Annotated in this window: 11 protein-coding genes; 6 read left to right on the top strand and 5 right to left on the bottom strand. The window is 75.5% G+C overall.

Going from position 1 to position 13,740, the window contains the following annotated elements:
- Positions 1-91: 91 nt before the first annotated feature.
- The gene (locus ABEB09_RS04845) at positions 92-1,876 is read right to left on the bottom strand and encodes a 3-hydroxyacyl-CoA dehydrogenase family protein (RefSeq protein WP_345687434.1); all 1,785 of its coding nucleotides are present in this window, start codon (positions 1,874-1,876) and stop codon (positions 92-94) included.
- Positions 1,877-2,249: 373 nt separating this feature from the next.
- Between ABEB09_RS04845 and ABEB09_RS04840 the strand changes: the two genes are divergently transcribed.
- Complete coding sequence (locus tag ABEB09_RS04840; RefSeq protein WP_345687432.1) at positions 2,250-2,822, top strand: adenylosuccinate lyase; 573 nt, start codon at positions 2,250-2,252, stop codon at positions 2,820-2,822.
- Here ABEB09_RS04840 and ABEB09_RS04835 read toward each other — a convergent pair.
- The 4 genes from ABEB09_RS04835 to ABEB09_RS04820 all read right to left on the bottom strand — a co-directional run bounded on the left by ABEB09_RS04835 (position 2,800) and on the right by ABEB09_RS04820 (position 7,077).
- A complete protein-coding gene (locus ABEB09_RS04835; protein WP_345687431.1) occupies positions 2,800-3,324 on the bottom strand; it encodes a GNAT family N-acetyltransferase in 525 nt (174 codons plus the stop codon). The genes ABEB09_RS04840 and ABEB09_RS04835 overlap by 23 nt on opposite strands.
- Positions 3,325-3,359: 35 nt before the next feature.
- Positions 3,360-3,776 (bottom strand): RidA family protein, encoded by a 417-nt coding sequence (locus ABEB09_RS04830; RefSeq protein ID WP_345687430.1) that lies wholly within the window; start codon positions 3,774-3,776, stop codon positions 3,360-3,362.
- A 64-nt stretch (positions 3,777-3,840) separates the two neighbouring features.
- Positions 3,841-5,427, bottom strand: a complete 1,587-nt coding sequence (locus ABEB09_RS04825) for an alpha/beta hydrolase (RefSeq protein ID WP_345687428.1) — start codon at positions 5,425-5,427, stop codon at positions 3,841-3,843.
- Between the two features lie 588 nt (positions 5,428-6,015).
- Positions 6,016-7,077, bottom strand: coding sequence for an Rv2578c family radical SAM protein (locus ABEB09_RS04820; protein ID WP_345687427.1), 1,062 nt, complete (start codon positions 7,075-7,077; stop codon positions 6,016-6,018).
- A gap of 154 nt (positions 7,078-7,231) precedes the next feature.
- Between ABEB09_RS04820 and ABEB09_RS04815 the strand changes: the two genes are divergently transcribed.
- From ABEB09_RS04815 to ABEB09_RS04800, 5 genes are all read left to right on the top strand, one after another.
- The gene (locus ABEB09_RS04815) at positions 7,232-7,675 is read left to right on the top strand and encodes an SRPBCC family protein (protein WP_345687425.1); all 444 of its coding nucleotides are present in this window, start codon (positions 7,232-7,234) and stop codon (positions 7,673-7,675) included.
- A gap of 267 nt (positions 7,676-7,942) precedes the next feature.
- On the top strand, positions 7,943-10,489 hold the full coding sequence (locus tag ABEB09_RS04810) for an MFS transporter (protein WP_345687423.1): 2,547 nt from the start codon (positions 7,943-7,945) through the stop codon (positions 10,487-10,489).
- Between the two features lie 123 nt (positions 10,490-10,612).
- The gene (locus ABEB09_RS34865; RefSeq protein WP_380867645.1) at positions 10,613-11,893 is read left to right on the top strand and encodes a GAF domain-containing protein; all 1,281 of its coding nucleotides are present in this window, start codon (positions 10,613-10,615) and stop codon (positions 11,891-11,893) included.
- Between the two features lie 15 nt (positions 11,894-11,908).
- Positions 11,909-13,000, top strand: a complete 1,092-nt coding sequence (locus tag ABEB09_RS34860) for a SpoIIE family protein phosphatase (RefSeq protein WP_380867642.1) — start codon at positions 11,909-11,911, stop codon at positions 12,998-13,000.
- Entirely contained in the window at positions 12,991-13,719 is a 729-nt protein-coding gene (locus ABEB09_RS04800; protein ID WP_345687422.1) for a methyltransferase domain-containing protein, read from the top strand. Before ABEB09_RS34860 ends, ABEB09_RS04800 begins: the two co-directional genes overlap by 10 nt.
- The last annotated feature ends 21 nt before the right edge of the window (positions 13,720-13,740 follow it).

Raw genomic sequence — 13,740 nt, 5'->3', positions numbered from 1 at the left:
AGGAGAGCGCGCCTGAGGGGGAGGGCCGCCCGAGGGTTCGAGCAGCCCGCCCCACTCCCGGTGGGACTCGGCGCCGTACTCCTGGTAGGGATCAGCGCCGTGCATACTCGCGGAAACCGCGGCCCGTCTTGCGGCCCAGGCAGCCCGCGGCCACCAGGTGCTCCAGCAGCGGCGCCGGCGCCAGGCCCGGGTCGCGGAACTCGCGGTACAGCACCTTCTCGATCGCCAGCGAGACATCGAGCCCGACCACGTCCAGCAGCTCGAACGGGCCCATCGGGTAGCCGCCGCCCAGCTTCATCGCCGCGTCGATGTCGTCCAGCGAGGCGTAGTGGTCCTGGACCATCTTGATCGCGTTGTTCAGGTACGGGAAGAGCAGCGCGTTCACGATGAAACCGGCCCGGTCGCCGCAGTCCACGGCGTGCTTGCGGATCTTCGCCGTCACCTCGCGGACGGTGGCGTGGACGTCGTCGGCGGTGAGCACCGTACGGACGACCTCGACCAGCTTCATCGCCGGCGCCGGGTTGAAGAAGTGCATGCCGATCACGTCCTGCGGGCGCGAGGTCGCGCGGGCGCAGGCGACGACGGGCAGCGACGACGTGGTCGTGGCCAGGACGGCGCCGGGCTTGCAGACCTTGTCCAGCGTGGCGAACAGCTGCTGCTTGACCTCCAGGTCCTCGGCGACCGCCTCCAGCGCGAGGTCCACGTCGGCGAACGCGTCGAGCGAACCGGCCGCCGAGATCCGGGCCAGCGTCTCGTCCCGCGCCTCGGCGGTCAACCGCCCCTTGTCCACCGACCGGGCCAGCGACTTCGCGATCCGCGCCTTGGCCGCCTCGGCCTTCTCCGGCGAGCGGGCGGCCAGCACCACGTCGTACCCGGCCTTCGCGAACACCTCCGCGATACCGCTCGCCATCGTGCCGGAACCCGCCACGCCCACCGAGCGGACCTCCCGCGCGGCGGCGCCGCCACCGGCCTCCTCCCGCGGGGTCAGCCCGTCCGGCACCACCGTGCCGCTGCCCGGGCCCTCGTACGTGTAGAAGCCGCGCCCCGCCTTGCGGCCCGTCAGGCCCGCCTCGCTCAGCTGCTTCAGGATCGGCGCCGGGGCGTGCAGCCGGTCCTGCGACGCCGCGTACATGGCGTCCAGCACGGTGCGGGCCGTGTCGATGCCGATCAGGTCCAGCAGCGCCAGCGGGCCCATCGGCAGGCCGCAGCCCAGCCGCATCGCCGCGTCGATGTCCTCCCGCGACGCGTACTTGGCCTCGTACATCGCGGCGGCCTGGTTGAGGTAGCCGAACAGCAGACCGTCCGCGACGAAGCCGGGCCGGTCGCCGACCGCGACGGGCTCCTTGCCGAGCGCGTGCGCGAGGTCGGTGACGGCGGCGACGGCCTGCGGCGCGGTGAGCACCGAGGACACCACCTCGACCAGCTTCATCGCCGGCGCCGGGTTGAAGAAGTGCAGGCCCAGGACCCGCTCGGGGTGCGCCGAGTCGGCGGCCAGCCGGGTCACGGACAGGGCGTTCGTCCCGGTGGCGATGATCGCCTCCGGCCGGACGATGCCGTCGAGCGCCGTCAGCACCTGCAGCTTGGCCTCGTACGACTCGGGCACGACCTCGATGACGAGGTCGGCGTCGGCCGCGGCCTGGAGGTCGCCGAACGTACGGAACCGGGCGAGGATGTCGCGCCGCTCCTCCTCGGTGATCCGCTCGCGCGCCACCGACCGGGCGGTGGCGGCCTCCAGCGCGGACACCGCCCGCCGGGCGGCGGTCTCGCTGATGTCGATACCGATGACCTCGCGGCCGGCGCGGGCCAGGACCTCGGCGATGCCGGCGCCCATCGTGCCGAGACCGACGACGGCAATGGTGGAGAGAGGGGTGTCCATCACGGGACTCCAGGGATGAGTGACGACTGATGAGGGAGGGTGCGCGGAACGCGGACGCACACGAGAGGTGCGTCGGAAGGGGGCGAACCGTGCGCGTACGGCGCAGTGCACACGCGTCGCGCGGTGAAGAGGCCGACGGACTCTGTCCCGGAGTCACATCGTGAAAGGTGCTGAACCGACGAGCTCCCCCACTGCCCTGAGGGTGTGGGAGGTGCCCTCACACAGCGGCTGCGTCACCAGGCCGCGGTGAGGGTGCGGGAGGGTGTCCCGCTCACCTGAGATTAACTCGCGGGTAATGAGCGCGCCAGCCCTGGGAAGCCCCCGAGCGATGTGATCTGGATCGCCGCCCCGGCCCGTCGCTACGCTGACCGCCATGGACCCGGAGTTCGGCTCGCTCACCGACCGGCTGAAGGACGAGGCCGGGGACGACACCGCGTACGAACGGCTCGTCGCCACCGCCGACCACGAGGAGCTCGCCGCGGTCCTCACCGCTCCCGGCCGGCCCCTGTGGGCCCGCGAGATCGCCGCGTACCGCCTCGGCGTCGCCGGGGACCGGCGTGCCTTCGAGGCGCTGGTGCTGCTCCTCAACCACCGGGACCCCGAACGCTGCGTCTCGGCCGCCCACGCCCTGCGCCGGCTCGGCGACCCGCGCACCCCACGCGCCGCCGCCGCGCTCGCCACCAACGAACTGCGCGTCGCCTACGCCCTCGTACCGGTGCGCCTCCTCGCCGCGCTGCGCGCCCCCGAGTCGGTGCCCGCCCTCGTCACCGTCCTGGAGCGCCGCCTCGACCCCGGCGACCCGCACTGGCGGGTGGGCGTCGCCTGCGCCGAGGGCCTGGGCGCCCTCGGCGACCCGCGCGCCCGGCCCGTCCTGGAGGAGGCCCGCCGGCACCCGCGCCTGGCGGCCGCCGCCACGGCGGCGCTCAGCGGCCTGCCGGCGGGGTGAGCGGCCGGGTGAGCGGCCGGGTGCAGCGGATCTCCACGAGCGTGACCCCGGCGACGTGCCACGGCTCCTCCACGCCGTCCGGGGCGAACCCGGCCTTCTCGTAGAAGCGGCGCCCCAGCGCGTTGTCCTTCAGGACCCACAGCGCCATTTCCCGGTACCCTCGGGCCTCCGCCCGCGCGGTCACCTCCGCCATCAGGGCCCGGCCGACCCCCGTGCCCACCACCTCGGGCCGCACGTACAGCGCGTACAGCTCCGCGCCGTCCGGGGCGGCGCCCTCGAAGCGGTCCGGGCCGAAGCAGGCCCATCCGACGACCGAACCGGCGCGCTCCGCCACCAGGTCGACCGTCCGCCCGTCGGAGCGGGCCAGGTGCTCGCGGCGGGCCGCCGCGTCCGCCGCGACGTCCATGGCCGACAGGTACCAGTGGGGGAGCAGGCCGCGGTAGGCGAACCGCCAGCCGCTCACCCGGACCTCCGACACCGCCTCGCAGTCGGCCTCCGTCATCTCCCTGATCCGCACGGGGTCGTGGCAGCCCGCCGTCACGTCGCCGTCCGCCCGTCCGGCACCACCGCGAACGCCTCTACCTCCAGGAGCAGTTCGGGCCGGACCAGTGCCGTCACCTGGACCGCCGTGCTCGCCGGCGGGCGGGAGGTGTCGACCACCTCGTCGCGGGCCGCCCGGACCGCGGGCAGGTGCGCGACGTCGGTGACGAAGAACGTCAGCTTCACCACGTCGTCGAACGTGGCCCCGGCCGCCGCGAGACACCGCCGCAGATTCGTGAACACCTGCCGCGCCTGGGCCGCGGGGTCGCCCTCGCCGACCACCTCGCCGTCCTCGTCGAAGGCGCACTGGCCGGACACGGCGACCAACCGGCCCTCGCCCCACACGACATGGCTGTAGCCGGAGCCGGGGGCGACGCCGTCGGGGGCGTGCACATGGGTGAGATGTGTGCTCATGGCGCACATCCTCGCGCACGCCCCCGACGGCCTGCCCCTCGATTTCCGCCCGCCCTGCGGGCCGTCAGATGCCGTGCGGGCGCGCCCACATGCGCAGTCCCGAGGCGTGCGGCGCGGTGGCCGCGCCCCGGGCGGACGCCGTCGGCTCCGGGGCCGGCCGCGCCGGACACACCGCGTCCGCCTCGCCCCGCCCGTCGCCCCGCGGCACCGCGCCCGTCTCCAGGTACCGGACCAGGTGCCGGTCCGCGCAGGTGTTGCCGCGCAGGCTCACGCCGTGGTTGCCGCCGCCCTGTTCGACGACCAGGCTCGCCCCGCGCAGCAGGCCGCGCGCCGCGACCGCGCCCTCGTACGGCGTCGCCGCGTCCTCCGTCGCCTGGAGCAGCAGCACCGGCGGCAGCGCGTCGTTCGCCACGTCGAGCGGGGTCAGCGACGGCACCGGCCAGAACGCGCACGGCGCGTTGTACCAGGCGTTGTTCCAGGTGGAGAAGGGCGCCTTCGCGTGCGCCTCCCAGTGGTCCCGGTGCCAGGTGCCCCACGCCTTGGGCCAGTGCGCGTCCCGGCACTGGACCGCCGCGTACACCGAGTAGCCGTTGTGGCCGGACGCGTCGATCGCGCCGACCGTCCGGTACGCGTCGGTGAGCGGCTTGCCGTCCTTGTCCTTCGCGTACGCGGCGAACGCCTTGGCCAGCAGCGGCCAGTAGCCGTCGTGGTAGGCGCCCGGCAGGAAGGTGTCCTCCAGCTCCGCCGGGCCGACCTTCCCGCCCGCGGGCCGCTCGCGCAGCTCCGCCCGCATCGCGTACCAGCGGGCCTCCACCTTCGCCGGGTCGGTGCCCAGCCGGTACGTGGCGTCGTGCCGGGCGACCCAGGCGAGGAACGCCTTGTGGCGGGCGTCGAAGGCGTGGTCCTGCGCCATGTTGGCGTCGTACCAGACGGCCCTCGGGTTGACCACGGAGTCCAGGGCCAGGCGCCGCACCCGCTGCGGGAAGAGGCGGGCGTAGACGGCGCCGAGGTACGTGCCGTACGAGTAGCCGAAGTAGCTGATGCGCTCCGCGCCGAGCGCCGCCCGGATCGCGTCCAGGTCGCGCGCCGCGGCGACCGTGTGGATGTGCGGCAGCAGCGCGCCGTGCCGCTCGCCGCACGCCCGGGCGAAGCGCGCGGCCCGCGCGAGGCTCAGCTGCTCCTCGTCCTGGTCGCGCGGCACCGAGTCGGGGCGCACGGGGGCGAAGTGGCCGGGCTCGCAGTCCAGGGCCGGCCGGCTGGCGCCCACGCCGCGCGGGTCGAAGCCGACGACGTCGTACTGCGCCGCGACCCTCGCCGGCAGGGAGGCCGCCACGAACCCGGCCAGGTCGCGGCCGCTCGCCCCGGGGCCGCCGGGGTTGACGAGGAGGGGGCCCTGCGAGGTCCGCGCGGTGTGCGGGACGCGGGAGAGGGCCAGCGTGATCTGCCGGCCCCCGGGGTCGTCGTGGTCGAGCGGCACGCGGAGCGTGGCGCACTGCAGCTTGGGGAACTCCTCGGTGGCGCACGCCTTCCAGCTGAGCTTCTGGGGCGCACGGGGCTCGGGCGCGGACGGTTCGGCGGCCGACGGGACGGCGGTGACCGCGCTCGCGATCAGCGCCCCCGCGGCGATCAGGACTCCTGCGCGTTTCTGCATCCCGCCAGTCTCCGGGCCCGGCCGCCCGGATCGGGCCCGGACGATCCCGTTCCACCGAGACTTGACCCGATCGGGGGGCGACCGGGGTCGCATCCGGGGGCGCCCGGGCGGACCGGCTCCCGGACCGCGACCGGCGCGCCCCGGGGTGTCGGGGGCGGCGACCCCGCTGCCCCGCACCGCCGGCCGCGGGCGTCCGGGCCGCCGGCCGCGAGACGTCCGCAGCGGTGTGGCGCCGGGGCGTCCGAGCGGCGTGCACTCGTGCCCGCGGGCATTTCGTGCATGGGGCTCGGGCTGTCCCGTGCGGCGTGTCTCGCGGTGTTGCGAGTGGTGTGCCGGGAGTACTCGACCGCACGGCGTCCGCGGGCATTTCGTGCATGGGGCTCGGGCTGTCCGCGGCGGCGTGCATCGGCGCCTGCGGGCACTCGGGCAAACCCCCCGGGCTGCCCCGAGCAGTGAGTGCCGGCCGCGTCGCGAGCTGCATGCCGGGAGCGGTCGGCGCAGCGCGCCGGGGCGTTCCGCGCTGTCGCGCCGAGGGGGCGTGCCGAGCAGGTCGCGCCGGGGCCGCCCGGCGCGGCGTGCCCCGGGCGCTCAGAGCAGGGTCAGCTGTGTGGCCTCCGGTGCCGTGGCCGGGGCGGTCCCGGCCCCGCTCTCCGGTACGGCGATACGCCGCGAGGCGCCCCTGCGGGCGGGGCCTATGCCGAACTCGTCGGCCAGCTCGTGCACCTGGCGTGTGATGCGGCGCTGGTACCACGTCGGCGCGTACGCCCCGGCGGCGTACAGCTGCTCGTACCGGCGTACCAGGCCGGGGTGGTGGCGGTGCAGCCACGTCATGAACCACTCGCGCGCGCCCGGCCGCAGGTGCAGCACGAGCGGGGTGACGGACGTGGCCCCGGCCTGCGCGATGGCGCGGACCGTGGCGCGCAGCTGCTCGGGGCGGTCGCCGAGGAACGGGATGACGGGCGCCATGAGCACGCCGCAGCCGATGCCCGCGTCGGCCAGGGTCCGTACGACCTCGAGGCGCCGCTCCGGCGCGGGCGTGCCGGGCTCGACGGTGCGCCACAGCTCGTGGTCGGTGAACCCGACCGAGACGGAGATCCCGACCTCCGTCACCTCCGCCGACTGCCGCAGCAGGTCCAGGTCGCGCAGGATCAGCGTGCCCTTCGTGAGGATCGAGAAGGGGTTCGCCCGGTCGCGCAGCGCCTCGATGATGCCGGGCATCAGCCGGTAGCGGCCCTCCGCGCGCTGGTAGCAGTCGACGTTGGTGCCCATGGCGACGTGCGCGCCCTGCCAGCGCGGTGAGGCCAGCTGGCGGCGCAGCACCTCGGGCGCGTTGACCTTCACCACGATCTGGGTGTCGAAGCCGAGGCCCGTGTCGAGGTCCAGATAGCTGTGGGTCTTGCGGGCGAAGCAGTACACGCAGGCGTGGGTGCAGCCCCGGTACGGGTTGACCGTCCACTCGAACGGCATCCGGGAGGCCCCGGGCACCCGGTTGAGGACCGTGCGGGCCCGGATCTCGTGGAACGTGATCCCCCGGAACTCGGGGGTGTCGAACGTCCGGGTGGTGACCGCGTCCGTCCCGAACAGCGCGGCCTCGCCGCCCGGGGCGGCCGGCGTACCGGCGGGGCGGTCCCCCAGGTTGTCCCAGCGCATGGAGGCCTCCTCGGGTTCGGGCGCGGTGCGCGGCGTGCCGGAGCCCCAGAATAGAACACCTGTTCCCATGATCGCCGCAACCCGGATTTGGGCCCGCCCGCCCCAGGTGGTTGGCTGGTGCCCCCTTACGGAACAAGTGCTGGAGGACAAGGCAATGGCGCAGGTCGAGGCCACGACGGAACGGGTCATCGCGGCGGACGCGGAGACGGTGTTCGACGCGCTGGCCGACTACAAGGAAACCCGCGCGAAGCTCCTGCCCGAGCACTTCAGCGAGTACGAGGTGCGCGAGGGCGGCGACGGCGAGGGCACCCTCGTCCACTGGAAGCTCCAGGCCACCAGCAAGCGCATCCGCGACTGCCTGCTGGAGGTCACCGAGCCGAGCGACGGCCGGCTCGTCGAGAAGGACCGCAACTCCTCCATGGTCACCACCTGGACCGTCACCCCCGCCGGCGAGGGCCGCTCCCGGGCCGTCGTCACCACCGTCTGGGACGGCGCGAGCGGCATCGGCGGCTTCTTCGAGCGCACCTTCGCCCCCAAGGGCCTGGGCCGCATCTACGACGCGGTGCTCGCCAACCTCGCCGCCGAAGTCGAGAAGTAACCCTCACGGGGCGCCCGCCCCGTCACCGGTTCGAGTGGATTTCCCGCAGGCCCCCGACGTGCGCGGCACGCCGGGGGCGCCGCCGCCACCCCTCCCTCGGGCCCGGAAATACGCCCCCGGCACGCCCCCGCCGCGCCCCGTGGGCGCCTCTCGGTGCGCCTCGGCCGCCCCTGAAACCCGCAATGCCCCACTTGATCCCGCTCCGCGCCTGATGCGAACAATGGCGCCGCGCACGCGCGCGCAGCGAGACAGAGGGGAGCAGGTTTCGTGGGTGGGATCACGCTGGCGAAGGACGAACGGGCCGGACGGGCCGCCGCCGAGCCCGACGACGACACCGCACCACCGTCCCCCGGCGGCCCCCCGGCCACCCCCGCCGAAACCGCCCCCGCCCCTGGCCCCGGACCCCGCCACGTCGGACTCGTCCTGTGCGGGCTCGTCCTCGCCCTCGTCCCGGCCGCCCTCCAGCAGCTCGCCGTCGGCCCCGCCCTCCCGGCCGTCGCCGCCGACCTGCCGGGGCCGTCCGGTCACCTGTCCTGGACGGTCATCGCCTACCTCCTCACCGCCACCGTCGCCGTTCCCCTCCACGGCAAACTCGGCGACCTGTACGGCCGCAAGGGCGTCTTCCAGTTCGCCCTCGTCCTCCTCCTCGCCGGCTCCGCGCTCGCCGGCTGGGCCCGCACCCTCGACGAACTCGTCGCCTTCCGCGCCCTCCAGGGCCTCGGCGCCGGAGGCGTCCTCACCGGCGTCCAGGCCATCACCGCCGACCTCGTCCCCGCCCGCCGCCGCGGCCGCCACCTCGGCCTCCTCGGCGCCGCCTTCGCCGTCGCCTCCGTCGGCGGCCCCCTGCTCGGCGGACACCTCACCGAACTCGCCTCGTGGCGCTGGGTCTTCTACGTCACCCTCCCGCCCGGCCTGCTCGCCCTCGCCGTCGTCGCCGCCGCGCTCAAGCTCCCCCCGCCCACCCGCCGCGCCCGCCCCGACGTCCTCGGCGCGCTCCTCCTGGCCGCCGCGTCCACCTGCCTGATCCTGCTCATCGCCTGGGCCGGCGAAGGGCACCCCTGGAACTCCCGCGTCACCATCGGCCTCGTCTGCGGCGCCATTGGCACCACCCTCCTCTACCTCGCCGTCGCCGCCTGCGTCCCCGAACCCGTCATCCCGCTCCGGCTGCTGCGCGACCCCGTCTTCCTCGTCTCCGCGCTCGTCGGCACCGTCCTCGGCACCGCACTCCTCGGCGTCGCCACCTGCCTGCCCGTCTTCCTCCAGGCCGCCGGCGGCGCCACCGTCCCGCACACCGCGCTCCTCCTGCTGCCCCTGCTCGGCTCCCTGACCGTCGCCTCCCTCGTCTCCGGACACCTCATCAGCCGCACCGGCCACTACACCGTGTACGCCGTCATCGGCGCCGCCGTCGCCGTCGTCGGCATGTGGCTGCTCTCCCAGCTCGAAACGGGCACCCCGACCCTCGACCACAGCGTCTGGCAGGCCGTCCTCGGCACCGGCATCGGCCTGCTGCTGCCCGTCCTGGTCCTCGCCGTCCAGAACGCGGCACCCCCCGCCGACCTCGGCGCCGCCACGGCCGCGCACACCTTCTTCCGCCAGATCGGCGCCTGCGGCGGCGTCACCGTGCTCGGCACCCTCTTCGCCGACCGCCTCACCGGGGCCCTCGCCGACCGGCTGCCCGCCGGCACCCCGGCCCCGGCCCCCGGCTCGGTCACCCCGCAGATGCTCGGGACCCTGCCGCCCGCGGTGCGCGACGGCTACGTCCAGGCGTACGCCGACGCCGCACCGCGGATCCTGCTGCACCTGGTGCCGGTACTCGCCCTCGGCCTGTTCGTCGCCTTCTTCCTCAAGGAGAAACCGCTGGTGTCCGACCACACGCCCGCCGCGGGCTCCGTACCACCCGCCCGCACGCCCGCCCCCGTCCCGCCCCCCGGCCTGCCCGTCCCTCCGCCCGAGGCGGACCGCGCCCCGGGGCCCGAGGCCGCGTCCTTCCGGATTCCCCCGGAACCCGAGCCCGCGCCGTTCCCGCTGGCAGCCGGCCCGCACCTCCTGCCGCTGCCCGGCGTCCCCGTCTGCGGCACCGTCCGCCACCACGACGGCTCGGGCGTCCCCGGCGCGGCCCTCACCCTCATCGACGTGCACGGCCGGCAGACCGGGCGCGGAGCCAGCGGCACCGACGGGCGGTACGCCCTGAGCACCCCCGCCACCGGCACCTACGTGATGATCGCCGCCGCCGCCGGCCACCAGCCCCAGGCCGTCACCGTCACCGTCGGCGACCGCCCCGTCGAACTGGACGTCTTCCTCGGCGGAGCCGGCCGTCTCACCGGCACCGTCGTCACCGCCGACCGCACCCCCGTCCACGACGCCGCCGTCACCCTCACCGACGCACGCGGCGAGGTCGTCGCCACCACCCGCACCGGACCCGACGGCGGCTACGCCCTCACCGAACTCGTCGCCGGCGAGTACACCCTCGCCGTCGGCGCGCCCGGCCTGCGCCCCGCCGCCCTCCCGGTCGGCGTCCACGCCGCCCGCGAGACCCGCCAGGACGTCGAACTCGCCGGCGGCGCCGTCCTGCGCGGCACCGTACGGGCCCCCGGCGGCCGCCCCGTCGAGGACGCCCGCGTGACGCTGCTCGACGCCGCCGGCAACGTCGTCGACACCCTCACCACCGGCCCGGACGGCATCTTCCGCTTCGTGGACCTCACCGCCGGCGCGTACACCGTCATCGCCTCCGGCTACCCGCCGGTCGCCACGGTGCTGCAGGTCGCGGGCGGTGGCCGCGCCGAACGCGACGTACAGCTGGGCCACGGGGACTGAGGCACCGTCAATTCCACGCGGCCCTCCGGTGATTCGGCGGATGCCCGGCGCACGACCGGCGCACGGCCGTACCGTGGTGACGTCGGCCGCAGCTCGTCGCGGCGGGGAAGGAGCGACCCAGCGATGGACACCACCGAGGCGCTTCCCGAGGCCGGGCGCATCCCGCTCGCCGTGGTGGTCGTGGACCGCGAGGGACTGGTGTCGCACTGGTCGACCGGGGCGCGCAGGCTCTTCGGCCCGGCCCGCGAGGACGCCGTCGGCAGGCCCGCCGCCGACCTGCTCCCCGTCTCCGGCGCCCTGCACCCCGACGACGCGGACGAGCCCGGCACCTGGTCCGACCCGCCCACCGCCCGCTACCCGGCTTCCGGCTGCGCCCGCGTAGCCCGCCGGGGCGGCCGGAACGGCGAGCGCACCGACGTGCTGTGGTGGGCCTACCCCCTGGCCGGGCCGGGCCGTGAGCGGCTGCTCGTGCTCGCCGCGGACGCCGCCCGCCTCCGCGAGGGCCCGCAGGACGGCCCGCACGGCACCGGACAGCTCGCGCCCGGCTTCGCCCGCCACACCGAGTTCCCCGGAGCCGGTGAACTGGCCCGGCGGCTCCCCGAGATCCTGCCGAGCGTGAGCGTCCAAGAAGCCACCCGCATCGTCTCCCAGGTGCTCGAACTGGGCTACCCGGTGCTTGAGTTCAGCCGCCACGACCGCATCCCCGTCACCCCCGACTGGGGCGTTCCCCGCCGCGAGCGCCGCCGGGCCGCCGCCCCGGTGGGACACCCCGCCGACGCGGCCGACGCCGCCCGGGACCTGGAGTACGCCGCCGTGCGCGAGCGGCTGGAGTTCCTCAACGAGGTCAGCGGACGCATCGGCTCCTCGCTCGACCTCGCCCGCACGATCCAGGAGGTCAGCGCGGCCGTCGTCCCCCGGTTCACCGACGTCGCCGGCACGTACCTGCGCGAACAGGTCATGGCGGGCGAGGGGTTCCCCGACGGGCCGCCCGACGCCACCACCCTGTGGCACCGCGTCGCCGTCGAGCACGTCGACGAGCCGGGCCGCTGGGACGACGTCGTCCCGGTCGGCGAGGCCATGCCGTTCCCCGTCCACACCCCGTTCTTCCAGTGCATGACGAGCGGGGAACCGGTCCTCGTCCCGCGCATCAGCGAGGAGGCGGGCACCGCCATCGCCGCGCAGTTCGAGAAGCGGGACATCCGGCCGCTGATCAACGGCCGGTCGATGCTCGTCGTGCCGCTCAAGGCCCGGGACGTGGTCCTCGGGTTCATGATCCTGCTGCGGCACCCCGGCCGGGCCCCGTTCGACGACATGGACCGCGTCACCGGCGCCGAACTCGCCGCCCGCGCCGGACTCGTCCTCGACAACGCCCGGATGTACACGTACCAGGAGAACGTCGCCTAGACCCTCCAGGACTCGATGCTCCCGCAGGTCGCGCCCCGCCTGCCCGGCTGCGACACGGCGACCCGCTACCTGCCCGGCACCCTCCTCGGCCGGGTCGGCGGGGACTGGTTCGACACCGTCAAGCTGCCCGGGTCCCGCACCGCGCTCGTCGTCGGCGACGTCATGGGGCACGGCATCAACTCGGCCGCGATGATGGGCCAGCTGAGGACCGCCGTCCAGACCATGGCCGCCCTCGACCTGCCGCCCGGCCAGCTCCTGCGCAGCCTCGACGACCTGGCCCAGCGGCTCGGCGAGCACTACCTCGCCACCTGCCTGTACGCCGTGTACGACCCGATCGGCGGTGAACTGGCCCTCGCCAACGCCGGGCACGTGCCGCCCGTGCTCGTCCACGCCGAGGACGGCCGCAGCGAACTGATCGACCTCCCGTCCGGCGCCCCCATCGGCGTCGGCGGCGTGCCCTTCGAGACCGTGCGCGTGCCCGTCGCCCCGGGCGACCGCCTCGTCATGTGCACGGACGGACTGGTCGAGATGCGCGGCGAGGACATCGGCGTCGGCCTCGCCACGCTCTGCGAGTCCGCCGCCCACCCGGCCGCCTCCATGGACGACGCCTGCGACACCGTCATCCGCGCCCTCGCCGGCCGCGGCGGCCGCAAGGACGACGTCGCCCTCCTCATGGCCCGGCTCAACGGCATCGGACCCGGCGACGTCGCCCGCTGGAGCCTCGACGCCGAGCCCCGCGCGGCCGGCCGGGCCCGCCGCCTGACCCGTGCCCGGCTCGCCGACTGGGGCCTCGACGACCTCGCCGACACGGTGGAGCTGCTGGTCAGCGAACTCGTCACCAACGCCGTACGGCACGCCGCGAGCGGCCGCCCCGTGGAGGTGCGGCTGGTACGGACCGACGTCCTCCAGTGCGAGGTCGCCGACGGCGGGTACGGCCTGCCGGCGCTGCTCGCTGCCGGACCCGGTGACGAGCACGGCCGCGGGCTGCGCGTCGTGGACGCCCTGGCGCGGGAGTGGGGCGCCGGCCGCGGCGCGGACGGCACGTCGGTGTGGTGCGAAGTGCCCCTGCCGCGAACCGCGTCGAGAGGAGCCGGCCGATGGCCGTGACGAGCCGGTACAGGAACGCCTGGGAGGGCTTCTGGCGGGAGGCGCCCCCGGAGCCCGGCGCCGTCTTCTGGGACGCCGGGCCCGAGCTGACGGCGGCCGTGCACCTGCCGCTGTTCGAGCCGCACCTGACGGACCCGGGCCTGCCCCTCGTGGACCTCGGGTGCGGCAACGGCACGCAGACCCGGTTCCTCGCCGACCGGTTCGCCGGACCCGTCCTCGGCGTGGACCTGTCGGCGGCCGCGGTGGCCCACGCCCGCGCTCAGGGCGGCCCGGGCCCCGCCGCCTTCCGCGAACTCGACGCCGTCGACACGGCCGCCGTCGCCGCACTCCACGCCGAACTGGGCGACGCCAACGTCTACATGCGGGGTGTCCTGCACCAGACCGACCCGGACGACCGGGCGCCGCTCGCCGCGACGATCGCCACGCTCGTCGGCCGGCGCGGCCGCGCCTTCGTCGTCGAGCCCGGCGAGGCGGCCGGCCGGGAACTGGGCGCCCTCGCCCAGGGCCCCGACGGGCCGCCGCCCCCGCTGCTGCCGGTACTGCGCCACGGCATCGCGCCCGCCGCGGTGGCCGACGCGGCGGTCCCGGAGTACTTCGGGGCCGCCGGCCTCGACGTGCTCGCGTCGGGCGACGCCCCGCTCGCCACGACGGCGTACACGACGAACGGCAGCCGCATCGAGCTGCCGTCCCTGTGGCTGGTGACCGGCCGCCGCGCCTGACCGCCGGGCGCGGCCGCCGCA

Origin of the sequence: Streptomyces coeruleoprunus, from assembly GCF_039542925.1 — a bacterium.
Lineage (GTDB): Bacteria > Actinomycetota > Actinomycetes > Streptomycetales > Streptomycetaceae > Streptomyces > Streptomyces coeruleoprunus.
Note: the sequence above shows the minus strand (reverse complement) of the source record. Positions and strands in the feature narration are given on the sequence as shown.

Coding starts and splice junctions, on each gene's coding strand:
- ABEB09_RS04845 (WP_345687434.1), bottom strand. CDS start 1,876: ATGGACACCCCTCTCTCCACCATTGCCGTCGTCGGTCTCGGCACGATG.
- ABEB09_RS04840 (WP_345687432.1), top strand. CDS start 2,250: ATGGACCCGGAGTTCGGCTCGCTCACCGACCGGCTGAAGGACGAGGCC.
- ABEB09_RS04835 (WP_345687431.1), bottom strand. CDS start 3,324: ATGACGGAGGCCGACTGCGAGGCGGTGTCGGAGGTCCGGGTGAGCGGC.
- ABEB09_RS04830 (WP_345687430.1), bottom strand. CDS start 3,776: ATGAGCACACATCTCACCCATGTGCACGCCCCCGACGGCGTCGCCCCC.
- ABEB09_RS04825 (WP_345687428.1), bottom strand. CDS start 5,427: ATGCAGAAACGCGCAGGAGTCCTGATCGCCGCGGGGGCGCTGATCGCG.
- ABEB09_RS04820 (WP_345687427.1), bottom strand. CDS start 7,077: ATGCGCTGGGACAACCTGGGGGACCGCCCCGCCGGTACGCCGGCCGCC.
- ABEB09_RS04815 (WP_345687425.1), top strand. CDS start 7,232: ATGGCGCAGGTCGAGGCCACGACGGAACGGGTCATCGCGGCGGACGCG.
- ABEB09_RS34865 (WP_380867645.1), top strand. CDS start 10,613: ATGGACACCACCGAGGCGCTTCCCGAGGCCGGGCGCATCCCGCTCGCC.
- ABEB09_RS34860 (WP_380867642.1), top strand. CDS start 11,909: ATGCTCCCGCAGGTCGCGCCCCGCCTGCCCGGCTGCGACACGGCGACC.
- ABEB09_RS04800 (WP_345687422.1), top strand. CDS start 12,991: ATGGCCGTGACGAGCCGGTACAGGAACGCCTGGGAGGGCTTCTGGCGG.